29 protein-coding genes are annotated in these 24,495 nt (G+C 66.6%); 15 read left to right on the forward strand and 14 right to left on the reverse strand.

Features of this window, described 5'->3' with window-relative positions:
• Window positions 1–49: 49 nt before the first annotated feature.
• From DC366_RS13625 to DC366_RS13655, 7 genes are all read right to left on the reverse strand, one after another.
• Complete coding sequence (locus tag DC366_RS13625; RefSeq protein WP_207768726.1) at window positions 50–892, reverse strand: lysophospholipid acyltransferase family protein; 843 nt, start codon at window positions 890–892, stop codon at window positions 50–52.
• Window positions 893–1,008: 116 nt separating this feature from the next.
• Entirely contained in the window at window positions 1,009–1,287 is a 279-nt protein-coding gene (locus DC366_RS13630) for an HPr family phosphocarrier protein (RefSeq protein ID WP_108692779.1), read from the reverse strand.
• A 4-nt stretch (window positions 1,288–1,291) separates the two neighbouring features.
• Entirely contained in the window at window positions 1,292–1,687 is a 396-nt protein-coding gene (locus DC366_RS13635; protein ID WP_108692873.1) for a PTS sugar transporter subunit IIA, read from the reverse strand.
• A 31-nt stretch (window positions 1,688–1,718) separates the two neighbouring features.
• Window positions 1,719–2,642 (reverse strand): RNase adapter RapZ, encoded by a 924-nt coding sequence (gene rapZ / locus DC366_RS13640; protein WP_108692780.1) that lies wholly within the window; start codon window positions 2,640–2,642, stop codon window positions 1,719–1,721.
• A gap of 12 nt (window positions 2,643–2,654) precedes the next feature.
• On the reverse strand, window positions 2,655–3,086 hold the full coding sequence (locus DC366_RS13645) for an HPr kinase/phosphorylase (RefSeq protein WP_108692781.1): 432 nt from the start codon (window positions 3,084–3,086) through the stop codon (window positions 2,655–2,657).
• A gap of 3 nt (window positions 3,087–3,089) precedes the next feature.
• Window positions 3,090–4,802 (reverse strand): sensor histidine kinase, encoded by a 1,713-nt coding sequence (locus tag DC366_RS13650; protein WP_108692782.1) that lies wholly within the window; start codon window positions 4,800–4,802, stop codon window positions 3,090–3,092.
• A complete protein-coding gene (locus DC366_RS13655; protein WP_108692783.1) occupies window positions 4,802–5,506 on the reverse strand; it encodes a response regulator transcription factor in 705 nt (234 codons plus the stop codon). Before DC366_RS13655 ends, DC366_RS13650 begins: the two co-directional genes overlap by 1 nt.
• A gap of 392 nt (window positions 5,507–5,898) precedes the next feature.
• Between DC366_RS13655 and DC366_RS13660 the strand changes: the two genes are divergently transcribed.
• Entirely contained in the window at window positions 5,899–7,497 is a 1,599-nt protein-coding gene (locus DC366_RS13660) for a phosphoenolpyruvate carboxykinase (protein WP_108692784.1), read from the forward strand.
• A 127-nt stretch (window positions 7,498–7,624) separates the two neighbouring features.
• Here DC366_RS13660 and DC366_RS13665 read toward each other — a convergent pair whose 3' ends face one another.
• Entirely contained in the window at window positions 7,625–7,957 is a 333-nt protein-coding gene (locus DC366_RS13665) for an AzlD domain-containing protein (protein ID WP_108692785.1), read from the reverse strand.
• Entirely contained in the window at window positions 7,954–8,673 is a 720-nt protein-coding gene (locus DC366_RS13670; protein ID WP_108692786.1) for an AzlC family ABC transporter permease, read from the reverse strand. The genes DC366_RS13665 and DC366_RS13670 overlap by 4 nt, the downstream gene beginning before the upstream one ends.
• Before the next feature lie 55 nt (window positions 8,674–8,728).
• On the opposite strand from DC366_RS13670, the gene DC366_RS13675 reads away from it, so the two are divergent.
• From DC366_RS13675 to DC366_RS13695, 5 genes are read left to right on the forward strand one after another with little or no spacing between them, the layout of a single operon-like run.
• The gene (locus DC366_RS13675; protein ID WP_108692787.1) at window positions 8,729–9,619 is read left to right on the forward strand and encodes a formate dehydrogenase accessory sulfurtransferase FdhD; all 891 of its coding nucleotides are present in this window, start codon (window positions 8,729–8,731) and stop codon (window positions 9,617–9,619) included.
• On the forward strand, window positions 9,616–10,050 hold the full coding sequence (locus DC366_RS13680) for a hypothetical protein (protein WP_133176210.1): 435 nt from the start codon (window positions 9,616–9,618) through the stop codon (window positions 10,048–10,050). The genes DC366_RS13675 and DC366_RS13680 overlap by 4 nt, the downstream gene beginning before the upstream one ends.
• Window positions 10,047–10,649: a molybdenum cofactor guanylyltransferase MobA gene (gene mobA, locus DC366_RS13685; RefSeq protein ID WP_108692789.1), complete on the forward strand. Its 603-nt coding sequence runs from the start codon at window positions 10,047–10,049 to the stop codon at window positions 10,647–10,649. The genes DC366_RS13680 and mobA overlap by 4 nt, the downstream gene beginning before the upstream one ends.
• Window positions 10,646–11,146, forward strand: coding sequence for a molybdopterin-guanine dinucleotide biosynthesis protein B (gene mobB, locus DC366_RS13690; protein ID WP_108692790.1), 501 nt, complete (start codon window positions 10,646–10,648; stop codon window positions 11,144–11,146). The genes mobA and mobB overlap by 4 nt, the downstream gene beginning before the upstream one ends.
• Window positions 11,143–13,254, forward strand: a complete 2,112-nt coding sequence (locus DC366_RS13695) for a molybdopterin-binding protein (RefSeq protein ID WP_108692791.1) — start codon at window positions 11,143–11,145, stop codon at window positions 13,252–13,254. The genes mobB and DC366_RS13695 overlap by 4 nt, the downstream gene beginning before the upstream one ends.
• A 4-nt stretch (window positions 13,255–13,258) precedes the next feature.
• Here DC366_RS13695 and DC366_RS13700 read toward each other — a convergent pair whose 3' ends face one another.
• Genes DC366_RS13700 through DC366_RS13710 form a run of 3 tightly spaced genes read right to left on the reverse strand, consistent with a single transcriptional unit; the run spans window position 13,259 to window position 15,867 of the window.
• Window positions 13,259–13,378: a DUF2474 domain-containing protein gene (locus DC366_RS13700; RefSeq protein WP_108692792.1), complete on the reverse strand. Its 120-nt coding sequence runs from the start codon at window positions 13,376–13,378 to the stop codon at window positions 13,259–13,261.
• Window positions 13,378–14,415, reverse strand: coding sequence for a cytochrome d ubiquinol oxidase subunit II (cydB, locus tag DC366_RS13705; RefSeq protein WP_108692793.1), 1,038 nt, complete (start codon window positions 14,413–14,415; stop codon window positions 13,378–13,380). The genes DC366_RS13700 and cydB overlap by 1 nt, the downstream gene beginning before the upstream one ends.
• 3 nt (window positions 14,416–14,418) lie before the next feature.
• Window positions 14,419–15,867 (reverse strand): cytochrome ubiquinol oxidase subunit I, encoded by a 1,449-nt coding sequence (locus tag DC366_RS13710; RefSeq protein ID WP_108692794.1) that lies wholly within the window; start codon window positions 15,865–15,867, stop codon window positions 14,419–14,421.
• A 160-nt stretch (window positions 15,868–16,027) separates the two neighbouring features.
• Between DC366_RS13710 and DC366_RS13715 the strand changes: the two genes are divergently transcribed.
• The 7 genes from DC366_RS13715 to DC366_RS13740 all read left to right on the forward strand — a co-directional run bounded on the left by DC366_RS13715 (window position 16,028) and on the right by DC366_RS13740 (window position 20,777).
• Window positions 16,028–16,705, forward strand: a complete 678-nt coding sequence (locus DC366_RS13715) for a Crp/Fnr family transcriptional regulator (RefSeq protein WP_243405137.1) — start codon at window positions 16,028–16,030, stop codon at window positions 16,703–16,705.
• A 67-nt stretch (window positions 16,706–16,772) separates the two neighbouring features.
• Window positions 16,773–16,985, forward strand: a complete 213-nt coding sequence (locus DC366_RS13720; RefSeq protein ID WP_108692796.1) for a YgaP family membrane protein — start codon at window positions 16,773–16,775, stop codon at window positions 16,983–16,985.
• 22 nt (window positions 16,986–17,007) lie between these two features.
• Entirely contained in the window at window positions 17,008–17,154 is a 147-nt protein-coding gene (locus tag DC366_RS19930) for a hypothetical protein (RefSeq protein WP_165802915.1), read from the forward strand.
• Window positions 17,155–17,226: 72 nt separating this feature from the next.
• Window positions 17,227–18,996, forward strand: coding sequence for a SulP family inorganic anion transporter (locus DC366_RS13725; RefSeq protein ID WP_108692797.1), 1,770 nt, complete (start codon window positions 17,227–17,229; stop codon window positions 18,994–18,996).
• Window position 18,997: 1 nt separating this feature from the next.
• Complete coding sequence (locus DC366_RS13730) at window positions 18,998–19,438, forward strand: YeeE/YedE family protein (protein WP_108692798.1); 441 nt, start codon at window positions 18,998–19,000, stop codon at window positions 19,436–19,438.
• Window positions 19,438–19,848 (forward strand): DUF6691 family protein, encoded by a 411-nt coding sequence (locus DC366_RS13735; RefSeq protein ID WP_108692799.1) that lies wholly within the window; start codon window positions 19,438–19,440, stop codon window positions 19,846–19,848. Before DC366_RS13730 ends, DC366_RS13735 begins: the two co-directional genes overlap by 1 nt.
• Window positions 19,849–19,871: 23 nt before the next feature.
• Window positions 19,872–20,777, forward strand: coding sequence for an MBL fold metallo-hydrolase (locus tag DC366_RS13740; RefSeq protein WP_108692800.1), 906 nt, complete (start codon window positions 19,872–19,874; stop codon window positions 20,775–20,777).
• Window positions 20,778–20,837: 60 nt separating this feature from the next.
• Here DC366_RS13740 and DC366_RS13745 read toward each other — a convergent pair whose 3' ends face one another.
• Window positions 20,838–21,449, reverse strand: coding sequence for a DsbA family protein (locus DC366_RS13745; RefSeq protein ID WP_108692801.1), 612 nt, complete (start codon window positions 21,447–21,449; stop codon window positions 20,838–20,840).
• A gap of 77 nt (window positions 21,450–21,526) precedes the next feature.
• Window positions 21,527–22,300: a TlpA disulfide reductase family protein gene (locus DC366_RS13750; RefSeq protein ID WP_165802916.1), complete on the reverse strand. Its 774-nt coding sequence runs from the start codon at window positions 22,298–22,300 to the stop codon at window positions 21,527–21,529.
• 131 nt (window positions 22,301–22,431) lie between these two features.
• On the opposite strand from DC366_RS13750, the gene DC366_RS13755 reads away from it, so the two are divergent.
• Together DC366_RS13755 and DC366_RS13760 are read left to right on the forward strand one after the other, a co-directional pair.
• Entirely contained in the window at window positions 22,432–23,097 is a 666-nt protein-coding gene (locus DC366_RS13755) for a response regulator (RefSeq protein ID WP_108692803.1), read from the forward strand.
• Window positions 23,097–24,455, forward strand: a complete 1,359-nt coding sequence (locus tag DC366_RS13760; protein WP_243405131.1) for an ATP-binding protein — start codon at window positions 23,097–23,099, stop codon at window positions 24,453–24,455. Before DC366_RS13755 ends, DC366_RS13760 begins: the two co-directional genes overlap by 1 nt.
• Window positions 24,456–24,495: the final 40 nt, after the last annotated feature.

Here is a 24,495-nt window from a genome sequence, read left to right on the forward strand (position 1 = left end):
TGTCACCGGTTGATAGCGCAGCCGGCAGGGCGCGTCCATCACCGCGGCGTCACTCTGTCCGCTCGCCGCCCAGCGAAAGCGTATGCGCGCGCAGCCATGTCATGAAACCGCGCGGGTCGCTGGCCAGCATCTGCATGCGCTCGTCCGATATCGGCGGGCCGACGACCGGCTTTTGCGGGCGGTTGCAGCTATGCACCACCTCGTGCAGCAAGAGGCCCTGGCGCAGTGTGGGCGACAGCCTGTTGGCCACCTGGTACCAGCGGCTGTTCGCGCCGGGAAAGTAGATCGGCACCACCTTGGCGCCCGATCGGCGGATCATCTGGGCGGTAAAGACGTTCCATTCGCGTTCCACCGCCGGGCCGAACATCGTGTCCGAGGAGGCAACCACGCCGGAGGGAAAGACGCTGATCAGCCCGCCATCCTTGAGATGGGCCATCGCCTTGGCGCGCATCTCGACCGATTTGCGCTGCGCGTCCGGCTCGTGCGGGAAGGGCACGGGGATCATGTAGCTGGCCGCAACCTCGTCGATACCCGTCAGCAGGGCGCGCGTCAGGATCTTGTAATCGGTGCGCCTGCGCCCGATCAGGTCGGCCAGGATCATGCCGTCGACCAGCCCGTGAGGATGGTTGGCCACCGCCACCACCGGCCCGTCGACGGGGATGTTGTCCAGCTCATGCTCGGGCGTCAGAAGGTCGATCCCCATCGTGTCCAGCGACGCGCGCCAGAACGGCTGCCCGGTGGGGGCGCCGCGGCGCTCGAAATCGCGGATCATGCGGATGATGGACAGCTTGCCGGTCATCCATTCGATGCCGCGGATGATCGAGGCGGTCAGCGGCGTATCGAACGAGTTGGAATAGGTCAGGCTGCGCCGGTCATATTTGGGAAATGTCATCGTCTGCGCGTCGCCACCCGCCGCACCGGCGGCGGTCTCGCGGGACGCGCTGTCGCCCTCTTCGCGTTGCTCGTTCACCAACTGGGACCGTTCCATTCCGTCCAAAGCGCGATGCGCTACATGTCTTCTCCGAACTTGGCCGCCACAAGGGCCGCCACCGCGTCCGCCAGCGCCTCGGCATCGGGGCCGCGGGTTTCGACGTCAATAGTGGTTCCCATCGCGGCTGCCAACATCAAAAGCCCCATGATGCTGTCGCCACTGGCCGACTGGCCATCATGCGAGACCTCGGCGGTGGCGTCAAAGCCCTCGACCACCTCGACCAGCTTTGCCGAAGCGCGCGCGTGCAGGCCCTTGACGTTCACGATCTGCAATTTGCGTGTCACAGGTGCTGACATAAGATCAATCTTCCACTGAAATATTCTGGCTGTCGGTGTATTTGCGCGCGGCATAGAGCGCGTCGCGCACCGCATCGGGCAACGGCTTGTCCCGGCTCTTGGCAAGCTTGATCAGCATGGGCAGGTTCGCGCCATACAGCATGCGCCGGTCGCCGCTGCGGCAGGCCGGAAGCGACAGGTTGGAGGGCGAGCCACCGAACATGTCCGTCACCACGGCAACGCCGTGCCCGCGATCCACATCTATCGCGGCTTGGGTGATCTCTTCGGCCTTGGCCGTGCGGTCATCCCCGGCGTCGACCGAAATGGCGCGCACGCCGTTCTGAGGGCCGACAACATGCTCGACCGCCGCAAGATATTCCCGCGCGAGTCCCCCATGAGCGACAATGACGATCCCGATCACGCCCTTGCATCCTTTTGCCGGTGGTTGTGTGTTATGGCGCCGCATCCAGCGTCGCGCGCCGTTCAAGTTCACGATGCCTAATTGACACCTGCCAGCCGTCCTGTGCAAGGGTGCGGGCCAAAGTTTCCGCCATTGCGACCGATCTGTGCTGCCCTCCGGTGCAGCCCAGCGCAATCGACAGGTAAGACTTACCCTCTTGTTCGTAGGCGGGCAACAAGAGCCGCGTCATCGCGGTCAATTGATCGTGAAACGGGGCAAAACGCGGGTCGGCGGCCACGAACGCGGCCACTTCGGGCGCGCGGCCGTCCAGCGCGCGCAAATCCGCCTCCCAATGCGGGTTTCGCAGGAAACGGCAATCCAGCACCATGTCCACGCCGCGCGGCAGGCCGCGCTTGTAGGAAAACGAATGAATCGACACCGCCAGGCGGCCTGTGCCCTGCGGCGCGATCCACTGCTCCATCTCCGCGCGCAGATCGTGCGGGCTCAATTCTGAGGTGTCAATCAGGATGTCGGCGCGGGTGCGCACCGCGCGCAGAAGGTCCATCTCGCGCGCGATGCCGATCTGCGGGCTTTCGGCGGGGGCCATCGGATGGCGCCTGCGCGTTTCGGAAAACCGCCGCAGCAGCACGTCGGGCCGACAATCCAGATAGAGCAGCTGCACGCGGCCCTCGCTATGCGCGTCCAGTGTCTCGACCGCGTCGATCAGCGCCTCGACGGAAAAGTCGCGGTTGCGCGCATCCACGCCCAGCGCCAGGGGGCGGCCCTGAGCGGCGGGCGCGCCGTCCGGCTGCGGCACCATGAACAGGCGCGGCAGCAGGCTGAGCGGCAGGTTGTCGATCGCCTCGTATCCCATATCCTCAAGAATGCGTATCGCGGTGCTGCGCCCCGCCCCCGACGGTCCGGTGACCAGCATCATCGGCGGGGGCGATATCGGCGCGGGACGTGGATCAGACATGAGCGGCCTCCTTCATGCAGCCCGGCCATGAAGCAAATACAGATAGACGGCAGCGGGAAAATGCGCCGCCGCGACGGCGCGCATCACGGGCAGCGCGACGTCCAGGATCGTTTCCGTCTCGCGTTCGGGCAGGCGCGGCGGCGCAGCGGCGTCCAGATCGACGATCAGCGCAAGCGGGGTTGCGCCGCCGGCGGGGGCATTCAGGATGCCGATACCGCGCGCCTCGATCTGGCCCCGGATCGGACCGGGCGCATCGACGATAAGCTGCGCGCCCTCGCGCCACAGAACGGAGCGATCATCCGACACCAGCGCGCCGCCCAGCGCGATCAACTGCAGCGCCAGCGCGGATTTGCCGGCACCCGACGCGCCCCGGATCAGGGCGGCATTCCCGCCCACGGACACCGCCGTGGCATGCAGCGTCAGACCCTCGCGCGCGTCCGCCATGCCTCAGACCGGCAGGCCGACCACGAACCGCGCGCCCAGCGGATCCGAAGTGATGTCCGCATCGGTGGGCCGGATATTCTCGGCCCAGATCACGCCACCATGGGCCTCGACGATCTGCTTGGAAATCGCAAGGCCAAGGCCGGAATTATTGCCGAAATCGCTTGCGTCGCGCTGCGAGTAAAAGCGTTGGAAAATCTTCGTCAGCGCCTGATCGGGAATACCGGGGCCGGTATCCTCGACCACGATCAGAACGCGGTTCTCGCGGCGGCGCGCCCAGATGCGGATCGCGTCGCCCTCCTCGCAGAAACTGGTGGCGTTGGAGATCAGATTGACGAAAACCTGCGCAAGCCGCGCCTCCAGACCATTGATGACGATCGGCTTTTCGGGGAAATCCGTGATGAATTCGATCCCCTTTCCCGCAGCCTGTTCGCCCAGATACTGACCCAGATTGCGCAGCATCTTGAGCAGATCGAATGGCTCTTCCTCCTCCTTGACCAGCTCGCTGTCCAGGCGCGAGGCGTTCGAGATATCGCTGACCAGCCGGTCAAGACGGCGCACGTCGTGGTCGATCACATCCAGCAGCTTTTCGCGCTGGTCGTCGCGCTTGGCCACGCGCATGGTGCCGACAGCGCTGCGCAGGCTGGCCAGCGGGTTCTTGATCTCATGGGCGACATCGGCGGCAAATTGTTCGTTCCCGTCGATCCGGTTGTAAAGGGCGGCGACCATGCCGCGCAGCGCGCCGGACAGGCGCCCGATCTCGTCGGGCCGCGCGGTCAGGTTCGGAATGCGCACGCGGCCCGCGCCGGGCTTGCCACGGTTGCGCGCGCCGCCGATTTCGGCGGCGGCGGCCAGATCGGCCAGCGGGTGCGCGATGGTCGAGGCAAGGATCAGGCTGAGCCCGATGGAGACCAGCGTCGCGATGATGAACATCTGCAAGACGCGCTCGCGCTCGGACATCACGAGGTTGTCGATCTCGCCGGTGGCGCTGATCATCGCGACCACGCCGACGGGGGCGCCGGCCTGGCGGATCGGCGCCGCCACCGCCAGGGCCGCGCCGCCCGTCACGTTACCGGAAATCACCTGCGTGCTGCCCTTTTCCAGAACGGCCGCCACCTGGCTGCGCGCCAATTGCTCAACCGTGGGCGCCTGTTCGTCCGGGGCCGAGGTGAACGGCGTCGAAATCCACGACCAGAAACGGGCCAGCGTATCGGAGATGACGGTCGGCTGGCGCCGCGTCTCGCCGCCCGGGCGCTCGGACTGTCCGATCGTGCTGCCGGCCAGCGCGCCGGTGGTGTCGAAGACAAACACCTCGGCGCCTTTTTGCACGTCGATCGTGCCAAGCGTTGCAGCCACGTCGATCCCGTCATTCGTGATCAGGTTGACTGGAGAGCGTCCGGGCATCTGCACTTCGAAGACATTGGCCACCAGTTCGGTCTCGTTCACGAGCCCGCCCAGACGCTGCACGGCCAGCCCGTCGCGCGACGAATTCAGATAGAGGATTCCCGCGACAAGGATGTTGAGCGCGATCAGGTTGAAGATGATGATCTTGCGCGTCAGGGGCGAGTCGCGCAGCGAAAACAGGCCGCGGCTGGCGCGGCGGGCGCGGACCTCGTCCTCGACCACGCCGTCGGGCGCGACGAAATCGTCACCAAGAACCACATCGCCATCGCGTCCGGGTGCAGCGTCGCGCACATCAATCCTTTCGGCCAGTGCCATTATTCTTCGTTATATCTGTAGCCGATACCATAGAGCGTCTCAATCGCCGAGAATTCCGCGTCCACCTGGCGCAGTTTCTTGCGCAGCCGCTTGATGTGACTGTCGATCGTGCGGTCATCGACATAGACCTGATCGTCATAGGCCACATCCATCAACTGATCGCGGCTTTTGACAAAGCCGGGCCGCTGCGCGAGCGCCTGAAGCAGCAGGAATTCGGTCACGGTCAGCGACACGTCGCGCCCCTTCCAGGACACCGCGTGGCGCAGCGGATCCATCCGCAGCTCGCCCCGCTCGATCATCTTGCCCTCCTCGGCATCCGCAGGCGTGACGTTGCCGTCCAGCGCATCCTGGCGGCGCAGCAGCGCGCGGATCCGCTCGACCAGAAGCCGTTGGGAGAAGGGTTTCTTGACATAATCGTCGGCCCCCATACGAAGACCGAGAACCTCGTCGATCTCGTCATCCTTGGAGGTCAGAAAGATCACCGGCATCTGCGATTTCTGGCGCAGCCGCTGCAGCAGGTCCATCCCGTCCATGCGCGGCATCTTGATGTCCAGCACGGCCATGTCCGGCAGTTTCTTGGAGAAGGCATCGAATGCCTGTTGGCCGTCACTATACGTTTCCACCTCGAAACCTTCGGCCTCGAGGGTCATGGATACGGATGTCAGAATATTCCTGTCATCGTCCACAAGGGCGATCTTGGACATGCATTCATTCCTTGTACTGCTCAGGTTGCCTGATTTTTTCCACAATTATGGTCCTGTTTTTGCTTGCCGATCAATCCCAATTCGCGAATCGCGCCGCTGCGCCCTCTCATTTGGGCCGAATTTTGATAATCAATGACTAATATGACTCACTTTTCCGCCGCCCCGCGCGGATTGCCCGCCTTCGGGCACGCCCTCTTGCGCGCCCGATGCGCGTGATTGCGCTAACTCGGAATTGGTTGCGCTAACTGCGGCAAAGCGACCTGTTCAACCCCTGAAACCGCATGCTATGACGCCGGCGTGCCGGGGCGGGCGCCCTGCCGCAGGCCGTCATGACGCGCTCGCACCATGCGACGCCGAAACCGGCACGGACCAGATATTGGAGAGCGATTGTCATGACATTCGGACGGGTAAATCCAAAATTCCGCCTTGAGGACCAAGGGATCACCGGGCTTGGCGACGTGTTCTACAACCTCGCCGAGCCGGCGCTGATGGAAACCGCGCTGAAGAACGGCGAAGGCACCCTGGGCATCGGTGGCGCGTTCCTGGTCTCGACCGGCAAATTCACCGGCCGCTCGCCGCAGGACAAGCACGTGGTCAAGACCGACAGCGTCAAGGACACGATCTGGTGGGAAAACAACGCCGAAATGTCGCCCGAGGGGTTCGATGCGCTTTATGACGACATGATCGCGCATATGGCGGGCGGCGATTATCATGTGCAGGATCTTGTCGGCGGCGCCGATCCCGCTCACGCGGTCAAGGTGCGCATGATTACCGAACTGGCGTGGCATGGCCTGTTCATCCGCCATCTGCTGCGCCGCCCGGACACCGAGGCGCTGGACAATTTCGTCGCCGAATTCACCGTCATCAACTGCCCCAGCTTCCAGGCCGATCCCAAGAAGCACGATTGCCGGTCCGAAACCGTCATCGCGATGAATTTCGACCGCAAGATCATCCTGATCGGCGGCACAGAATATGCCGGCGAGAACAAGAAATCCGTGTTCTCCCTGCTGAACTACCTGCTGCCCGAAAAGGACATCATGCCGATGCACTGCTCGGCCAACCATGCCAAGGGCAACCCGGTGGATACCGCCATCTTCTTCGGACTTTCGGGCACCGGCAAGACGACGCTGTCGGCCGATCCGGACCGCACGCTGATCGGCGATGACGAGCATGGCTGGTCCGATCGCGGCACCTTCAACTTCGAGGGGGGCTGCTATGCCAAGACGATCAACCTGAACCCCGAGGCCGAGCCGGAAATCTACGCCACCACGCATAAATTCGCTACCGTGATCGAGAACATGGTCTTCGATCCCGTCACGCGCGAGCTGGATTTCGAGGACGATTCCCTGACCGCGAACACGCGCTGCGCCTATCCGCTGGAATACATCTCGAATGCCAGCCCGACGGCGATCGGCGGGCATCCCAAGAACATCATCATGCTGACCTGCGACGCGTTCGGCGTGCTGCCCCCCATCGCCCGGCTGACCCCCGCGCAGGCGATGTATCATTTCCTGTCCGGCTTCACCTCCAAGGTGGCGGGCACCGAGCGCGGCGTGACCGAGCCCGAGCCGACCTTCTCCACCTGCTTCGGCGCGCCCTTCATGCCGCGCCGGCCCGAAGTCTACGGCAACCTTCTGCGTGCCAAGATCGCGCAGCACGGGGCGACCTGCTGGCTGGTCAATACCGGCTGGACCGGCGGGGCCTACGGCACCGGCGCGCGGATGCCGATCAAGGCGACGCGTGCGCTGCTGACGGCGGCGCTCGATGGGTCGCTCAACGCGGTCAAGTTCCGCACGGATGCCAATTTCGGCTTCGAAGTGCCGGTAGACGCGCCCGGCGTTGCCACCGTCCTGCTGGACCCGCGCCGCACCTGGGACAAGCCCGACAGCTATGATCGTCAGGCGGCCAAGCTGGTCGACATGTTCGCCAAGAATTTCGAGCAATACCTGCCCCATATCGACGATGACGTGCGCGCCGCCGCCATCGGCTGAGCCAGCGTCAGGGGGCACATCGCAAAGACGCGGCTTCGGCTGCGCCTTTTTCGCGTTTGCGGCCCGGTCATGCCCGGCTTCTTCTTGCTGAAAATATCCTCGCCGAAGGCCCGGATCTCTTTCGGCGCTATCCCACCAGATAGAGCATCAGGTACAGGGCCGCCGCGCCCGAGACGATTGCGACCAGCACGTTGCGCGTCACCAGCCCCGCAAGGATGGTCACGCAGGCCGCCGTCATGCGCGGCAGATCCAGCGCGCCGCCCGTCGCGGGCGGCCAGACCACCATGGGCGCCACAAGCCCCGGCAGCACCGCCACGGCGGTATAGCGCAGATGGCGCAGCACCCAGCCGGGCAAGGGGCGATCCCCGATCAGCCCAAGGAAAACAAAGCGCAGGCCAAAGCTGCCCAGCCCGAGGCAGACGATGGTGATCCAGATGTCGAGCGTTGCGATGTCCCTCACAGCCGCGCCTCCGCCCGCCGCGCCTGCATAAGCTCCACCTGCCCGCCCGCGATCATGCCCGCGGCCCCCGCCACCAGCAGGCCAAGGCCGTAGGGGATGAAGGCCAGCGACAGCGACACCGCGATCGCCACCAGCGCCGCCGCGACATGCGCCGCCGTGCGCAGCATCGGCGCGATCATCGCAAGGAAGGTGATCGGCACCGCGAAATCCAGCGCGAATTCGGGCGGGATCGCGCTGCCCACCAGCGCGCCGACGATGGTGAACACCAGCCACAGGGGCACCAGCGGCGTGATCGCGCCGAAATAGAAGGGCAGCTTCTGCGCCACGCTCCAGCGGGGGTGTTTCTCATAGGCCAGGATCGCGCTGGCATAGGCCTGATCGACCATGAAAAACGCAACCAGCGCCCGCTTGCCCAGCGGCGCGCGCCCCAGGTGAGGCGTCAATGATGCCGAATACATCGCCATACGCAGGTTCACCGCCAGCGCCGTGACGATCACGATCAGCGTCGGCGCGTGCTCGGACAGCAGTTGCACCGCCGTGAACTGTGACGCGCCCGCGACAACGAGGGCGGAAAAGGCGATGGTCTCCAGCAGGGTGAAGCCCGCCTCCGTCGCAACCACGCCGAACAGCGTCGCGAAAGGCACCAGCACCAGGATGAAGGGGGCCCCGGCGCGCACGCCTTGCCAGTAGGTCGAATTGGTGGTTTCTGGGGTCATCGAATACACGCCGGGAAAGTAGCATTGCGACGTTGCTAACGGCCCCCGACAGGAGATGCAATTGCCCCCCTCGGATGACGCCAGCCCCTATATCATCGCCCCCGCTCCTGCCGCGCCCGGCCTGACGCGCGCCGTCACCGGCACCGACCAGACCGGCGCGCCCCAGACCATCGACGTGGTCGAGGAGCGCCCGCTGACCATATTCCTCAACGCGCAGGAGATCGTCACAGCGATGACGATCGGCGACTATCCCGAATACCTGGCACTGGGATTCCTGCGCAATCAGGGCATGCTGAAGGATGGCGAGACGGTCCTGCGCGTCGATTATGACGACGAGCTGGAAACGGTCGTCGTGCGCACCGACGGGCAGACCACCTATGAGGACAAGCTGAAAAAGAAGACACGCACCAGCGGCTGCGCCGTCGGCACCGTCTTCGGCGACATGATGGAGGGGCTGGAGGGCGTGACGCTGCCTGCGGCCCGCCTGCGCACGTCCCATCTGTATAGCCTTGCGAAAGTGATCAACACCACGCCGTCGCTCTACCTGACGGCGGGCGCGATCCATGGCACGGTGCTGTGCGAGGGGGATCGCCCGCTGGTCTACATGGAGGATGTCGGGCGCCACAATGCCGTCGACAAGATCGCCGGCTGGATGCTGTCGGAAGGCGTGGGCCCGGAGGGCAAGACGCTCTACACCACCGGGCGGCTGACGTCGGAGATGGTGATCAAGACCGCGCTGATGGGCATCCCCATCCTCGCCTCGCGCTCCGGCTTCACCGCCTGGGGGGTCGAGATCGCGCGGCAGGTCGGTCTGACGCTGATCGGGCGGCTGCGCGGACGGCGGTTTGTCTGCCTTGCTGGGGAGGAGCGGCTGATCCGCGACGCCGATCCGGCGGCGGTCGCGGACGAGGACAGCAAGCATCGGCGCAAGGGGGCGGAGACGTGATCCACTCCCTTTCATTCTTTGTGCAGCAAACCGCCGCCTTGATTGCAGTCATGGTCATTTTCTCTCTGCCCGCCTACCTCTTTCTGAGTTATTGCTGGCGCCTCAACTTTCGCCGTGGTGACTCTCTTGGCGGTAAGGCAGACCGCCTTGACTGGCCGGAGCCCGGAAACCCTTATGGCTGGAAGTTGAAGCATCAGTGGCGCGTCGCGATTTACGGCCCACCGAAACAAGGCGGCATTCCTGATGCAATTTGGCTAAGGATGGCGTCCCTTCACCGTCTCAGCATGATGGTTCTGACGCTCACTTATGTTGTGCTGGCCATTCTCTGCATCGGATCGTCACCCGCAATGCTGATCCCATTGCTCGCCGGGGGTGCATGGGTTTTGATCCGCACGCCAAACTGGCCTGAAAGCGCGAGGAAAACAGGATGAAACAGCCCTATGCCATCATCCTTGCCGGGGGCCGCGCCACGCGCATGGGCGGCGGCGACAAGGGGCTGTTGCCGCTGGGCACGGGCACGTTGATGGATCACGTGCTGGAGCGGCTGGAGCCGCAGGTCGCGGCCGCCGCGATCAACGCCAATGGCGATCCGGCGCGCCTTGCGCGGTTTGGCCTGCCGGTGCTGGCCGACCCGGTGGAGGGGTTCGTCGGGCCGCTCGCGGGCGTTCTGGCCGGGCTGGACTGGGCGGCCGCCGAAGGTGCCGAGACGGTGGTGTCCGTCGCCGCCGACACGCCCTTCTTTCCCTGCGATCTGGCCGCCCGCCTCGTGCTCGCCGCCGAGGGGATGGACACGCCGCTGGCGCTGGCCGCCACGCCGGACGGGCGGCATCCGACCTTTGGCCTCTGGCCCGTGGCGCTGCGCGAGGATCTGCGCGCGGCACTGGAGGGCGGCTTGCGCAAAGTCGTGCAATGGACCGACGCGCATGGCGCCGCGACGGCGATGTTCGACGGCGCGGGCGATCCCTTTTTCAACGTCAACACGCCCGAGGATCTGGCCCGCGCGCAAGCCGTGCAGGAGACGCAGACATGAAGATCTACGGCGTCACCGGCTGGAAGAACGCGGGCAAGACCGGCCTGATGGAGCGGCTGGTCACCGAGATCACCGGGCGCGGCCTGAGCGTGTCGACCGTCAAGCACGCGCATCACAGCTTTGACGTGGACCAGCCGGGGCGCGACAGCTATCGCCACCGCGCGGCCGGCGCGGGCGAGGTGCTTCTGGTGTCGGGCACGCGCATCGCGCTGATGCAGGAGCTGCGCGGCGCGCCCGAGCCGCCGCTGGCGGATCTGCTGACCCGGCTCAGCCCCGTCGATCTGGTGCTGATCGAGGGCTACAAGCGCGATCGCCACCCCAAGATCGAGGCGTGGCGCGCCAGCGCGGGCAACCCGCTGATCGCGCCGGACGATCCCACCATCCGCGCCGTCGCCGCAGACCGGCCCGGCGATCTGGCGCATCTGGACCGCCCGGTTATGGACCTGAACGACACCGCGGCCATCGCCGATTTCATCCTGCGCGAGACCGGGTTGTGAGGCTTTTCGACACGGTCCTCGTGGTCGACTGGTCGGCCCGCGCGGCGCCCTCGCCCGCGAAGCCCGGCGCCGATGCGATCTGGACCGCCGCCGCGCGCGGCGGCGCGGCCGAGTGCAGCTATCACCGCACGCGCGCGGGCGCGATGCAGGCCATCGACGCGCTGCTAGAGGAGGAGCTGGCCGCGGGCCGCCGCGTTCTGGCGGGCTTCGATTTTCCCTTCGGCTATCCGCGCGGCTTTGCGCGCGCACTGACCGGCACGGACGATCCGCTGGCCCTGTGGGCGGAGCTTGCGGCGCGGATCGTGGACGGCGCGGACAATGCCAATAATCGCTTTGACGTGGCGCGCGCGATCAATGCCGCCCTGCCCGGCATCGGCCCCTTCTGGGGCGGCCCGGAAGACCAGACAGATGCGACCCTGCCCGCCAAGGGCAGCTTGCGCGAGGCGCATGGCCTGCCCGAGCGGCGCGCCTGCGAGATGCACTTGCCCGGCGCGCAAAGCTGCTGGAAGCTCTACACCACCGGCTCGGTCGGCTCGCAGGCGCTGTTGGGAATTCCGCGTCTTCAGGCGCTGCGCGAGCGCTTTGGCGCCGCCCTTAGCGTGGCGCCGTTCGAGGCGCCGGACACCCCGATCGTGCTGGCCGAGGTCTATCCCTCGCTGCTGGCCCCGCATGTCGCCGCGCAGCAGGAGCCCGGCGAGATCAAGGACCGCGCGCAGGTGCGCGTTCTGGCCGAGGCGCTGCACGGCGCGGGCGATGCGCTGGATGCGATGCTGCGCGAAGGCGACGCCGAGGAGGGCTGGATCCTCGGGCTTGGCCACGAGGCGCGGCTGGCGGGCGATGATGCCGGCATGCCCCCTGCCCCGCCGCCGCTGCGCGATGATTGCTTTGCCATGCCCGCGGGCGTCGACTGGACCCCCGTCGATGACGCGCTCGCGGCGCTGCGCGCGGGGCTGCATCCGGTGGCGCGCATCACGCGCTGCAAGGTGGCGGACGCGGCCGGGCGCGTGCTGGCCGAAGGCGTGGCTGCCGCGCGCGCCAATCCGCCAACCGCGAATTCGGCGATCGACGGCTATGGTTTCGCCCATGACAGCCTGCCGCCGGGCGATCCGGTCCTGCCGCTGGTCGCGGGCCGCGCCGCCGCGGGCGCACCATATGGCGGCACGGTGCCGCCCGGCCACGCCATCCGCATCCTGACCGGCGCCGCCATTCCGGGCGGCGTCGATACCGTGATCTTGGAAGAGGACACGCGGAGGGGCGCGGGGCAGATCGCCTTTCGCGGCGGGATCAAGCCGCGCGCCAACACCCGCAAGGCGGGCGAGGATGTGACGGAAGGCGCCGAAATCCTGCCGCGCGGCCGCGTGCTGACGCCCGCCGATCTGGCGCTGATGGCGGCCACCGGGCTGGGCGAGGTCGCCGTTTTCGAGCGCTTGCGCGTTGCCGTCCTGTCCACCGGCGACGAGTTGGTCGAGGCGGGCGGCACTGCCGGCACGGGGCAGATCTTCGACGCGAACCGCCCGATGCTGCTGGCGCTGCTGCGCGGCTGGGGGATGGAGGCAATCGACATTGGCCGCATTCCCGATGACCGCGGCGCGCTGCGCGCGGCGCTGGATGATGCAAGCGCGCGCGCCAATGTGGTCCTCACCTCCGGCGGCGCATCGGCGGGGGACGAGGATCACGTCTCGGCCCTGCTGCGCGAGGCGGGCGCGATGCAGCAATGGCGCATCGCGCTCAAACCGGGCCGCCCGCTGGCGCTGGGGCTTTGGCAGGGTGCGCCGGTCTTTGGCCTGCCGGGCAACCCGGTGGCGGCGCTGGTGTGCACGCTGATCTTCGCGCGTCCCGCTCTGGGCCTGCTGGCCGGGGCCGGATGGCAGGTGCCGCAGGGATTTGACGTGCCGGCCGCGTTCGGTAAATCCAAGAAGGCGGGCCGCCGCGAATATCTGCGCGCGCGCATCCAAGACGGCCGCGCCGAGGTTTTCGCCTCCGAGGGATCGGGCCGGATCAGCGGGCTCAGCTGGGCCGAAGGGCTGGTGGAGTTGCCCGACGGCGCCGCCACCATCCGCCCCGGCGATCCGGTGCGCTACCTGCCCTTCGGCAGCTTCACGCTCTGACCGCTCAGGGGATGGCCAGCCGGATGCCGTAAGCCACCACCCCCAGCGCCGCGACGGACAGCGCCCAAATGGCGATGAACCAGCCGATCCGCCGCCAGAGCGTTCCGCGTTTGCCGCCCGCCATCAGTGATAGCCCGTGTCGGGATCCACCTTGCCGCGAAACACCCAATAGGCATAGGCGGTATAGGCCAGGATGATCGGCAGCAGGACCGACGCCCCGATCAGCATGAATTTCTGGCTCAGCTCGGGCGCCGCGGCCTCCCAGATGGTCACTTCGGTCGGCACGATATAGGGGAACATCGACACGCCAAGCCCGACAAAGCACAGGGCGAACAGCGCCAGCGCCAGGACGAAGGGCCAGTACTCGTGCCGGTGGATCGTCAGCGAGCGGAACATCAGCGCCGCAATGGCCAGCACCGCAAGCGCCACGCCCCCGGCCAGCGCGATATGCCAGCCGGCAAACCAGCGCGCGTAATACCCCTCCTGCAGGAACGGGGTCCAGAGGCTGACGACCCCGATGAACGCCAGCGTCGCGACGCCCAGGGGCCAGGCGCGGGTGCGCATCCGCTCCTGCAGCGCGCCGGTGGTCTTCATCACCAGCCACGTGGCCCCCAGCAGCATGTAACCGACCATCACGCCGATGCCCACGGTCACCGAAAACGGCGTCAGCCAGTCCCACCAGCCGCCCGCATAGGTGCGCGCGGCCTTGTCGATATGAATCCCCTGAAGCAGCGCGCCCAGAGCGATGCCCTGGCACAGCGCCGCCAGCCCCGAGCCGCCGATGAACGCCGCGTCCCATGCCGCGCGGGCGGCGCCGCGCTCGGCCCGCCAGCGGAATTCGAAGGCAACGCCGCGAAAGATCAGCGCCAGCAGCATGACGATGATCGGCATGTAGAGCGCGGGCAGGATCAGCGCATAGGCCAGCGGAAACGCCGCCATCAGGCCCCCGCCGCCCAGCACCAGCCACGTCTCGTTACCGTCCCAGACCGGCGCGACCGAGTTCATCATCACGTCCCGGTCGCCGCGCTTTCGCTCGGCCGCGAACAACATTCCAAGGCCCAGATCGAACCCGTCGAGGATCACGTAGATCAGCACGGCCGCCGCGATCAGGAAGGCCCAGATCACGGTCAGATCGAATGAGAAACCTTCAACCAGCGACATGGCTTATCCTTTCGTCCGGGTGGCATGGGCGCCTTGCGGGGCATCGTCATACGCGGCGGCCCGTCCCCCTGAACGGATGGGCCCGTCGCTGACATCCTTCAGACGCGGCTCGTCCGGGCTGGGCGGCTTGGACATCAGGCGCAGTATGTAATAGGTGCCGGCGCCGAACACGGCAAAATACACCACGATGAACGCAATCAGCGTGGCGCCCACGGCGGGCGCATCCAGCGGCGCGGCGCTGTCGGCGGTGCGCAAGAGGCCGTAGACGGTGAAGGGCTGCCGACCCACCTCGGTCGTGACCCAGCCCGCCAGCACGGCGATCAGGCCCGACGGCGCCATCGCCAGCGCCGCGCGGTGCAGCCACGGCGCCGCGTAAAGCCGCCCGCGCCAGCGCGCCCAGAGCGACCAGAGCCCGATCCCCAGCATCGCAAAGCCAAGGCCGACCATGATGCGGAACGCCCAGAACACGATCGCCACGGGCGGCTGATCGGCGTCCGGCACCGTATCCAGCCCGGCCAGCGGCGCGTTCAGATCATGCTTGAGGATCAGCGACGACAGCTTGGGGATGCCCAGCGCATAATCCAGCCGTTGCGTCTCGTCATTGGGGATGCCGAAAAGGTAGAGCGGCGCGCCATTCTCGTGGCTCTCGTAGTGTCCTTCCATCGCCATCACCTTGACCGGCTGATGCTCCAGCGTGTTGATGCCGTGCAGATCGCCCAGAAATATCTGAACCGGGGCGACGATCGCGGCCATCCACATCGCCATCGAGAACATGGTCCGCGTCGCCGGGCTGGCCAGCTGCCTCTTGCGGCGCTGGCCCAGAAGATGCCAGGCGGCCACGCCCCCCACGATGAAGGCGGTGGTCAGGTAGGCCGCCGTGACGGTGTGCATCAGGCGATAGGGAAAGGACGGGTTGAACACGATCTGCCAGAAATCCAGCGGCAGAAACTGGCCGGTCTCGGCGTCGATCTCGAACCCCACGGGGGTGTGCATCCAGCTGTTGACGCTGATGATCCAGAACGCCGAAAAGACCGTGCCCACGGCAACGGCAAGGCAGGCCCCCATATGCAGCCCCTCGCCCACCTTGTCGCGGCCAAACAGCATGATGCCCAGAAACCCGGCCTCCAGGAAAAAGGCCGACAGCACCTCGTAGGCCATGGGCGCGCCGATCACCGGCCCGGCCTTGTCCGAGAAAACGGACCAGTTGGTGCCGAACTGGTAGGACATGACGATGCCCGACACCACGCCCATGGCAAAGGCGATCGCGAAAATCTTGACCCAGTAGCGGAAGAGATCCAGATACTTGTGCTCGCGCGTCCACAGCCACAAGCCGTTCAGCACCGCCAGATAACTGGCCAGGCCAATGGTGAAGGCCGGAAACAGGAAGTGGAACGAGACGGTAAAGGCGAACTGGATACGCGCCAGAAGCACCGCGTCAAATGATCCGAGCATGGCTGACCCCCGCATATCGGTGACCGTCTACCTAGCCCGACGCGGGCGGATTTACAATTTCTTGCGTTGCCCCGCATTGTCGCACCCGGCTTTGCAAACCGCGGCGGCCCTGCGTAAGGTCGCACGCACAAGGCATATCTTTCAAAAGGACGACAGTTTGATTCAGAACGTCTGGGTGGACCGCTTTCCCGGCCTGTCGCGCCTTGAGGACCGCATCAAGGGTATCTTGCTGGACCGCAGCGCGGTGCTGCATGTGCCGCGCGGCACGGTGATCTTCGGGCCGGGCAAATCGCCCGAGAACATGCTGTTTCTGCTGGACGGCTCGGTCCGGGTGCAGCAAACCTCCGAAGGCGGGCGCGAGATCGTGCTTTACCGCATCCATGCGGGCGAAAGCTGCGTTCTGACCACCGCCTGCCTGCTGGCCTATGACGATTATTCGGCCGAAGGCATCGCCGAAACGGATGTTTCGGCCGCGGCCATCCCGCGGGCTGTTTTCGATGATCTGGTCGCCAATTCCGCCGAGTTCCGCAAATTCGTGTTCCTCGCCTTCTCCAAGCGGATCACCGATCTGTTCCTGATGATCGACGAGGTCGCGTTTCAGCGCATCGACCTGCGGCTGGCACAGAAGTTGCAGGAGCTGGCGCAGGGCGGGACGGAAGTGCGGACCACGCACCAACAACTCGCCGCCGAGCTGGGCAGCGCGCGCGAGGTGATCTCGCGCCAGTTGCAGGAATTCCAGCGCCGGGGCTGGATCACGCAGACGCGCGGCACCATCACCCTGACCGATGCCGGGGCGCTGGCCGATCTGGCGCAACATCGCAGCGGGCCGGGTTCGTGACAAAGTCACAGACGGGCGGCCCCGCGCGGCGGTATGTATCGCAAAAGCCAGTCTTGAGGATATCGTCATGACCCCCAACATCGGATCCACGGATCGCATTTTCCGCATCTTCTTCGGCCTTGTGCTGATTGCGCTGCCCTTCATCGGCAACATCGCCTTTTTCGAGCCAGAATGGGTCACGGTCGCATCCGTCGTGATCGGCATCGTGTTGCTGGCCACAGCCGCCATGCGGTTCTGCGGGCTCTACAGGATCCTGGGCATCCGCACCTGCCGCATGTGATTTCAAAAGACCGGAGGCGATCATGAGCTATCCTAACAACATATCGCTGACACCCCCCGACGTCTCGGCCCATCTCGACGAGGCGGCGAACACGATCAGCGATATCGTCAAGGATCCTGCCGACGATCATTGCGCGCGGCCCGGCGCACGACCGGATCATCAGGGATGAATGGCTGGCCAAGCCCGGACATCCCGGCCAAAGCTGACCAATCGTAACGGCTGACGCCAAAAGACGGATAACATGCACGCCATCACCCGATATTTCCCGATCCTGACATGGGGCCGGAGCTATGACCGCTCTGCGCTGTCGGACGATCTGATCGCCGCGGTGATCGTGACGATCATGCTGGTGCCGCAATCGCTGGCCTATGCGCTGCTGGCGGGGATGCCGCCCGAAGCGGGGCTATATGCGTCGATCGCGCCGATCCTGCTTTATGCCGTGTTCGGGACCAGCCGCGCGCTGGCGGTCGGGCCGGTGGCGGTGGTGTCGCTTATGACGGCGGCCGCCCTCGGGCAGGTCGCCGAGCAGGGCAGCATGGGCTATGCCGCCGCCGCGCTGACGCTGGCGGCGCTGTCGGGGGTCATCTTGCTGGCGATGGGCCTCTTTCGGCTGGGGTTTCTGGCGAATTTCCTGTCGCATCCGGTGATTGCCGGGTTCATCACGGCGTCGGGCATCATCATCGCGCTGGGGCAGCTGCGCCATATCCTGGGCATTTCCGGCGGCGGCGACACGCTGATCGAGCTCTTGCGCAGCCTTGGCGGCAATCTGGGCCAGATCAACCTGCCGACGCTGGTCCTTGGCGGGTTGGCCACGGCGTTTCTTTTCTGGGTGCGCCGGGGGCTGAAGCCTGCGCTGCGCGGACTGGGGCTTGGGCCGCGCCTTGCCGATGTCGCGGCCAAGGCGGGCCCGGTTGCCGCCGTTGCCGCCACCACTCTGGCGGTCTGGGGCCTTGATCTGGGTGCCAGGGGCGTGGCCATCGTCGGCGACGTGCCGCAGGCCCTGCCGCCCCTGACCATGCCGGATCTTTCGCCGGACCTGGTGGGGCAGCTTTTGCTGCCTGCGCTGTTGATCTCGGTCATCGGATTTGTCGAGTCGATCTCGGTCGCGCAGACGCTGGCCGCCAAGAAGCGCGAACGCGTCAGCCCCAATCAGGAGCTGATCGGGCTGGGCGCGGCCAATATGGGCGCGGCCTTTACCGGCGGGTTTCCGGTGACGGGCGGCTTTTCCCGCTCGGTCGTGAATTTCGACGCGGGCGCGCGCACGCCCGCCGCGGGCGCGTTCACCGCCTTCGGCCTTGCCCTCGCCGCGCTGTCACTGACGCCGCTGATCTACTACCTGCCCAAGGCAACGCTGGCCGCGACGATCATCGTGGCGGTTCTGGGGCTGGTCGATTTCAGCATCCTCAAACGCAGCTGGAGCTATTCCAAGCCCGATTTCGTCGCCGTCGCCACCACCATCGCCGTGACCCTCGCCCTCGGGGTCGAGCTGGGCGTCAGCGCGGGGGTTGCAATCTCGGTGCTGCTCTATCTGTTCAAGACGTCGCGCCCGCATATCGCCGAGGTCGGCCGCATTCCGGGGACCGAGCATTTCCGCAACATCCTGCGCCATGAGGTGCAGACCGATCCGGCCATCGTCACCCTGCGCGTGGACGAGAGCCTTTATTTCGCCAATGCGCGGTTTCTGGAGGATCACATCCTGGACCGCGTAACGCGCGACAAGGCGGTGGAGCACGTCATCCTGCACTGCGCAGCGGTGAACGAGATCGACCTCAGCGCACTGGAATCGCTGGAGGCGATCAACCAGCGCCTGAGCGAGATGGGCGTCAGCCTGCACCTGTCCGAGGTGAAGGGCCCCGTCATGGACCGCCTGAAGCGCGGGCATTTTTTGAACGATCTGACCGGCCGCGTGTTTCTGTCGCAACATGAGGCGGCCCGCGCCCTGCAATCGCCCGCCGCGCCGGATGAAACCAGGGGCCGCGCGCCCGCACCTGACAACAAAGGAGGCATCTGACATGTTGCCAATCACCCCAACCGATTTCACGCCATGGGCATCGCTGGGAGGCGGTATCCTGATCGGCCTTTCGGCGGTCATGGTCATGGCCCTTTTCGGCCGGATCGCCGGTATCGCCGGGATCACCGCAGGCGCCGCCACGTCCGACGACCGGGGCTGGCGCATCGCCTTCATCGCCGGGCTGATCGCGGCGCCGCTGCTGTGGCTGGTCGCCAGCGGCGCGATGCCCGAGCAGACGGTCAGCGGCAACCTGCCCGCCATGGGCATCGCCGGCCTCATGGTGGGCGTCGGCACGGCGCTGGGATCGGGCTGCACGTCGGGCCACGGGGTGTGCGGACTTGCGCGCCTGTCGGGCCGGTCGCTGGCGGCGGTCATCACGTTTCTGGTCTTTGCTGCAGCGACGGTTTTCGTGCTGCGCCACGTCATCGGGGGGGCGGTCTGATGCGGCCTTTCTTCGGTTTCCTGTCCGGTCTTGTCTTTGGTATCGGGCTGATCCTGTCCGGCATGGCCGATCCTGCCAAGGTGCTGAATTTCCTTGATGTCTTCGGCGCCTGGGATCCCAGCCTCGCCTTCGTGATGGGCGGCGCCGCGCTTACGGCATTCATCGGCTACAGGCTGGCATGGCGGCAAAGCGCGCCGGTCCTGCTGCCGAAATTCGACATCCCCACCGCCAGCGAGATCGACGTGAAGCTGCTGACCGGCGCGGCCGTTTTCGGGATCGGCTGGGGCATCGGCGGCTTTTGCCCCGGCCCGGCCTGGACGGCACTGACCCTCGGGGCGCCCGGCACGCTGATCTTCGTGCCGATGATGCTGATCGGCGTTTTCGCCGGGCGGCGCCTGAAATCCATTTGATCTGCAAGAAGGAGTGCAAGCACATGACACGCGACGCAATCACCCGCCATTCCCCCTCGACCGGATCGGGCAGCCCCGACGTCTGGGGCATTTACGAGCCTGATACCGGCTCGGTCCAGTATATCTGCGCCTGCCCGGCCACGAAGAAGGCCGCGCTGATCGACGTGGTCTGGAACTTCGATCCCAAGAGCTTTGGCACCGGCACGCACAGCATGGAGCAGGTGCTGGACCTGGCCCGTCAGAACGGTCTGACGATCGACTGGATCCTCGACACGCACCCCCATGCCGATCACCTGATGGCGTCGGCCCAGTTGCAAAAGCGGCTGGAGGTGCCCAACGCCATCGGCGCCAAGGTGCGCCAGATCGCCGAGCTGTGGCGCGAGATCTACAACACGCCGGATGCGTTCGACGTGGACTGCGATTTCGACCGTCTCTTCGAGGATGGCGATACGTTCAGGATCGGCGAGCTTGACGTGCGCGTCATGCTGTCACCGGGTCATACGCTGGGCTCGATCACCTATGTGTGCGGCGATGCAGCCTTTGTGCATGACACGCTGATGATGCCCGATGCCGGCACCAGCCGCGCCGATTTCCCCGGTGGATCGGCCGATGAGCTGTGGCAATCGATTCAGCAGATCCTGAACCTGCCGGACGACACGCGCCTTTACATTGGGCACGATTACGGCACCGACCAGCGCGACGAGCCCGCCTGGGAGGCGACGGTCGCCCAGCACAAGGCGCAGAACAAGCATGTGAAATCCGGCACGGGCAAGGCCGCTTACATCAAGACGCGCGAGGAGCGGGACGCGACGCTGGCCCTGCCGGACCGGATGCTGGCGGCGCTGCAGATCAACCTGCGCGGTGGGCGCCTGCCCGACGCCGAAGGCGACGGACATGCCTATCTGAAACTGCCGGTCGACAAGTTCTAAGGTCGCGTCCAGCGGATGGACCGGCCTTGCGCGGCGCCCAATCGGCGCCGCGTTTGCCGTTCAGCCGCTGCGCGCGGTCTTGATCGCGTCCTCCAGATCGGCGCGTTCCAACGCGCCGGGGTAGAGCGTGCTTCCGATGATATAGGCAGGCGTTCCGCGCAGGTGCAGCGCGTTGGCCTGCCGGTCCGTGCGGGCAAGATACGCGTCCCACTTGCCCTGATCCGCGCGATACGCCGTCTCGGCCTTCGACACATCCAGCCCCGCATCCGCCAGCGTTTGCGCGATCATCGCCTCGGACAGGCGGCCGGGCGTGGCCATCAGCGCCGCATTGGCCGCGCCATATTGCCCCAGAGATGCAAATCCCAGCGACAGCTGGCTGGCCCGGATCGAGGCGGCGCCGAAGATCGGCCAATCCTTCATCACCAGCCGGATACCGCCATCCTGCGCGACAAGATCGAGCAAGTCGGCATGGCCCCGTTTGCAGTATGGACATTGGTAATCAAAAAATTCCGCCAGTGTGACATCCCCGTCCGGATTGCCCAGAACCGGGCCGTCCGGATCGAACAGGATCGCTTCGGCGGTGACATCCTGCGCGCGTGTGATGCGCGGCGCCGCGGCAAGGGCAAGGGCGGCGCCGCCCGTCATGGCAAAGGTTCTGCGGGTCAGTTTCATCCATTTCTCCTTTATGGACAGGATCGGTCAGCCGCGGGTGCAGCCGCGCGGTCACGTCATGGCGCGGGGCGCCCGCCTCACGCATCGCGCGCTCCAGCACGGCGCGGGATATCTCGCCGGTATGGGCGGCCACAAGGGTGCCTTCGCCATCGAAAACCAGCGTCGCGGGCAGACCGGCGGCATCCAGCGTGCCCATCAGCTCCATTTGCCGGGTCCAGCACGATGTGATCCGCACCCAGCCCCCCGGCCCCCAGAAAACGCCCGATCTGCGCGACACTTTCCCCTTGGTTGGCAAAGACGAACTGCACGGCCTCCGTCTGCGCGGCGACGTCCAGCATCATCGGCATCTCGCGCCGGCAGGGCGGGCACCACGTGGCCCAGAGGTTCAGCACCAGCGGACGGTCGATGTCCTCCAGCACGATATCGGGGCCGCGCAGCGCCTCGAACGTGCCCGTGGGCCGGTCCGGGGCCGCGCCGGTCAGAACGCTGCCGAGCGCAAGGAACACCGCCGCCGCGCCCCCCGCGCCGGCGATCAGGGGCAGCGCGGCGCGGCGCGTGCGCAAGGCGGCAACGCCGATCACCAGCGCCGCCGCAACGGTGCCGACAAGGAGCGAAAACCCGCCCTGCCACAGCTTCAGCACGTCCCAGGGGTTTGCCGCAAAGCTGCCCGCATTGGCCGCCACGAAGCCAAGCCGTGCGCCGATGACCCACGCGATCAGCACTCGAAAGCTCCAGCGATGCGCGGCATGCGGGCGCCAGTGATCGGCGATCAGCACGAACACCACCACTGCCGCAACGAATGCCAGCCGCGATGCGTCCATCACCAGCGGCCCCAAGGAGATGTCATTCATGGTAAACCTCCGGAAACGGCGTGTATCGCGCGGCATGGAATGGGTTTGAACACGGTCATCCCAGACGGGTAGAGTGCAGATCTTAAGCGGGCCTTAAGGTTCGCGCCCTACGCGCCCTTCATGGAGCCATCATGCGGATATTGATAGTCGAGGATGACGCCGTTCTGGCCGACGGTCTGACCGTGGGGCTGCGCCTCGGCGGGTTCACCGCCGAGGCGGTGCATACGCTGGAGGACGCGCGCGCCGCGCTTGAGACGTCCGACTTTGCCGGGATCGTGCTGGACATTATGCTGCCGGACGGCTCGGGGCTGGATCTGCTGGCCGAGTTGCGCGGGCGCGGCGTGCAGACGCCGATCCTGCTGCTGACAGCGCGCGACCGGACGCGCGACAGGGTCGACGGGCTGGATGCGGGCGCGGACGATTATCTGGGCAAGCCCTTCGATCTGGAAGAGCTGTCGGCGCGGCTGCGCGCGATGCTGCGCCGCAGCGAAGGGCGCGCGTCGGCGGTGATCCGCTGGAATGGCCTCGTGCTGGACCCGGCGGCGCAGACCGGGCAGATGAACGGCGCCGCGATCCGGTTCTCGCCGCGCGAATTTGCGGTGCTGCACGCGCTGATCGAGCGCCCCAGCCGCATCGTGCCCAAGCCCGTGATCGAGGACCGGCTCTATGGCTGGCAGGAAGATGTCGAGAGCAACACCGTCGAGGTGCATATCCACCATCTGCGGGCCAAGCTGGGGCGCGATTACATCGAAACGGTGCGCGGCCTTGGCTACCGCCTTGCGCCGGAGCGCCGCTGATGTCGCTGCGCCTGCGCCTTTTTCTGCTGCTGACGGCGGCCACGGGGCTGATGTGGCTGTCGGCGGTGCTGTGGATCAACCATTCAACCCGCGCCGAGGTCGAGAAGGTGCTGGATGCGCGTCTGCGCGAGGCGGCGACGATGGTCTCGTCGCTGATGGCGGACCGGCGGATCGACGCGGCAACGGCGCTGGATGGCCAGTTGTCGCTGCCTGCCTCCGGCGAGGCGGGCTATTCGCGGCAGTTATCCTGTCAGGTCTGGTCGCTGGAGGGCGGTCTTCTGGGCCGTTCGGACGGCGCGCCGGAGGCGCAGTTGACCAGCGCCGCCGCGCTCGGATTTTCCGAGGCGATGGTCGATGGCGCGCTCTGGCGGGTCTATACCACGGTCAACCCCGATCTGGGCGTGCGCGTCATGGTGGGCGACGCGATCGAGGTGCGTGACCGGCTGGTGCGCGACGTGATGACCGGCTTTGCGGTTCCGGCGGCGGTGATCCTGCCGTTTCTGGCTGTGCTGATCTGGCTGAGCGTGGCGCGCGGGCTGGAGCCGCTGGACCGGCTGGCGCGGGGGCTGCGCGCCCGTCCGCCCCAGGATCTCAGCCCCCTGCCCGAGGGCCCCGCCCCGCGCGAGATCCGGCCCGTGCGCCGCGCGCTCAACCGCCTTTTCGCCGAGGTGGAGGCCGCGCGCACCGCCGAGCGCGATTTCGTCGCCTTCGCCGCGCATGAGCTGAAGACGCCGCTGGCCGGGCTGCGGATGCAGGCGCAGATCGCCCGCATCGCCGAGGATGACGCGACGCGCCGCCACGCGCTGCGCACGATCGAGCGGTCGGTGGATCGCACGGACCGCATGGTGCGCCAGTTGCTGGATCTGGCCGCGGTCGAGCGGCAGGCGCCCGCCGCCGCGCCGGTGGATCTGCATGCGCTGGTTCGGGACATCGCCCAGGATCTGGACAGCGCCGCAGCGGCGCGGCGCGTGCGCATCGACGCCTCAGGCACCCAAGGCGCCACGCTGCAGGCGACGCCGTTCCTTGTGCATGCCGCGCTGCGCAACCTGCTGGAGAACGCCGTCATCGCCTCGCCGGAGGGCGGCACGGTGCAGGTATCGGCGATGGCCGAGGATGGCACCCTCACGATCAGCGTGACCGATGCGGGGCCGGGCATCGCGCCCGCGCAGGCGGGCCGCATCACCGAACGTTTCTACCGCGCGCCCGGCGCGCTGCACGATGGCAGCGGCCTCGGCCTTGCCATCGTGGCCAGCGCGGCGCAGCGGCTGGGCGGGCGGCTCGATCTGCCGGCGGCCGACGGCGCGGGACAGACCGCGCGGCTGGTCCTGCCGCTGCGCGGCGAGGTTGCCGACGGCTGAAACCGCCGCCCGTCTCGGGGCGGCGGCGCAGGTCGCGCGG

This window comes from Pelagivirga sediminicola (genome assembly GCF_003072125.1).
Classification (GTDB): domain Bacteria; phylum Pseudomonadota; class Alphaproteobacteria; order Rhodobacterales; family Rhodobacteraceae; genus Roseovarius; species Roseovarius sediminicola.

Coding starts and splice junctions, on each gene's coding strand:
- DC366_RS13625 (WP_207768726.1), bottom strand. CDS start 892: ATGACATTTCCCAAATATGACCGGCGCAGCCTGACCTATTCCAACTCG.
- DC366_RS13630 (WP_108692779.1), bottom strand. CDS start 1,287: ATGTCAGCACCTGTGACACGCAAATTGCAGATCGTGAACGTCAAGGGC.
- rapZ (WP_108692780.1), bottom strand. CDS start 2,642: ATGTCTGATCCACGTCCCGCGCCGATATCGCCCCCGCCGATGATGCTG.
- DC366_RS13645 (WP_108692781.1), bottom strand. CDS start 3,086: ATGGCGGACGCGCGCGAGGGTCTGACGCTGCATGCCACGGCGGTGTCC.
- DC366_RS13650 (WP_108692782.1), bottom strand. CDS start 4,802: ATGGCACTGGCCGAAAGGATTGATGTGCGCGACGCTGCACCCGGACGC.
- DC366_RS13655 (WP_108692783.1), bottom strand. CDS start 5,506: ATGTCCAAGATCGCCCTTGTGGACGATGACAGGAATATTCTGACATCC.
- DC366_RS13660 (WP_108692784.1), top strand. CDS start 5,899: ATGACATTCGGACGGGTAAATCCAAAATTCCGCCTTGAGGACCAAGGG.
- DC366_RS13670 (WP_108692786.1), bottom strand. CDS start 8,673: ATGACCCCAGAAACCACCAATTCGACCTACTGGCAAGGCGTGCGCGCC.
- DC366_RS13675 (WP_108692787.1), top strand. CDS start 8,729: ATGCAATTGCCCCCCTCGGATGACGCCAGCCCCTATATCATCGCCCCC.
- mobA (WP_108692789.1), top strand. CDS start 10,047: ATGAAACAGCCCTATGCCATCATCCTTGCCGGGGGCCGCGCCACGCGC.
- mobB (WP_108692790.1), top strand. CDS start 10,646: ATGAAGATCTACGGCGTCACCGGCTGGAAGAACGCGGGCAAGACCGGC.
- DC366_RS13700 (WP_108692792.1), bottom strand. CDS start 13,378: ATGGCGGGCGGCAAACGCGGAACGCTCTGGCGGCGGATCGGCTGGTTC.
- cydB (WP_108692793.1), bottom strand. CDS start 14,415: ATGTCGCTGGTTGAAGGTTTCTCATTCGATCTGACCGTGATCTGGGCC.
- DC366_RS13710 (WP_108692794.1), bottom strand. CDS start 15,867: ATGCTCGGATCATTTGACGCGGTGCTTCTGGCGCGTATCCAGTTCGCC.
- DC366_RS13720 (WP_108692796.1), top strand. CDS start 16,773: ATGACCCCCAACATCGGATCCACGGATCGCATTTTCCGCATCTTCTTC.
- DC366_RS19930 (WP_165802915.1), top strand. CDS start 17,008: ATGAGCTATCCTAACAACATATCGCTGACACCCCCCGACGTCTCGGCC.
- DC366_RS13725 (WP_108692797.1), top strand. CDS start 17,227: ATGCACGCCATCACCCGATATTTCCCGATCCTGACATGGGGCCGGAGC.
- DC366_RS13730 (WP_108692798.1), top strand. CDS start 18,998: ATGTTGCCAATCACCCCAACCGATTTCACGCCATGGGCATCGCTGGGA.
- DC366_RS13735 (WP_108692799.1), top strand. CDS start 19,438: ATGCGGCCTTTCTTCGGTTTCCTGTCCGGTCTTGTCTTTGGTATCGGG.
- DC366_RS13740 (WP_108692800.1), top strand. CDS start 19,872: ATGACACGCGACGCAATCACCCGCCATTCCCCCTCGACCGGATCGGGC.
- DC366_RS13745 (WP_108692801.1), bottom strand. CDS start 21,449: ATGAAACTGACCCGCAGAACCTTTGCCATGACGGGCGGCGCCGCCCTT.
- DC366_RS13750 (WP_165802916.1), bottom strand. CDS start 22,300: ATGAATGACATCTCCTTGGGGCCGCTGGTGATGGACGCATCGCGGCTG.
- DC366_RS13755 (WP_108692803.1), top strand. CDS start 22,432: ATGCGGATATTGATAGTCGAGGATGACGCCGTTCTGGCCGACGGTCTG.
- DC366_RS13760 (WP_243405131.1), top strand. CDS start 23,097: ATGTCGCTGCGCCTGCGCCTTTTTCTGCTGCTGACGGCGGCCACGGGG.